Source organism: Bacillus cereus group sp. N6 (assembly GCF_016483705.1).
GTDB classification, from domain to species: Bacteria; Bacillota; Bacilli; order Bacillales; family Bacillaceae_G; genus Bacillus_A; species Bacillus_A wiedmannii.
In genome coordinates, this window is the sequence record NZ_JAEHBI010000279.1 from 1 (window position 1) to 266 (window position 266).

Genomic DNA, 266 nt, shown 5'->3' on the forward strand with positions numbered 1-266 from the left:
CAGATTGTCGTCATGTATTATGTAATGCCCATCTCTTACGAGATTTGCAGGGAATTATAGATAGTACGGGACAAAAATGGGCAAAACAGATGCAGGAATTTCTAACGCAAGCCTTAACGCTGAAAAAACAATACAAAGGAAGCCTGCCAAAAGCGGAAAAACAGAATCTGTTTACTGTCTATCAATCCATATTGAAAGAACAACCAGTCCTTTCTGCAGAATTAAAAAAGAAAGGAAAGCAGACGCCTGCTCAAAATTTATGGAAG

Annotated in this window: 1 protein-coding gene; it reads left to right on the forward strand. The window is 38.3% G+C overall.

Translation table 11 applies throughout. The features are described 5' to 3' along the window. Nucleotides 1–266: IS66 family transposase (locus JDS99_RS31310; RefSeq protein ID WP_199696531.1), on the forward strand; the 266-nt coding region annotated here is incomplete at both ends.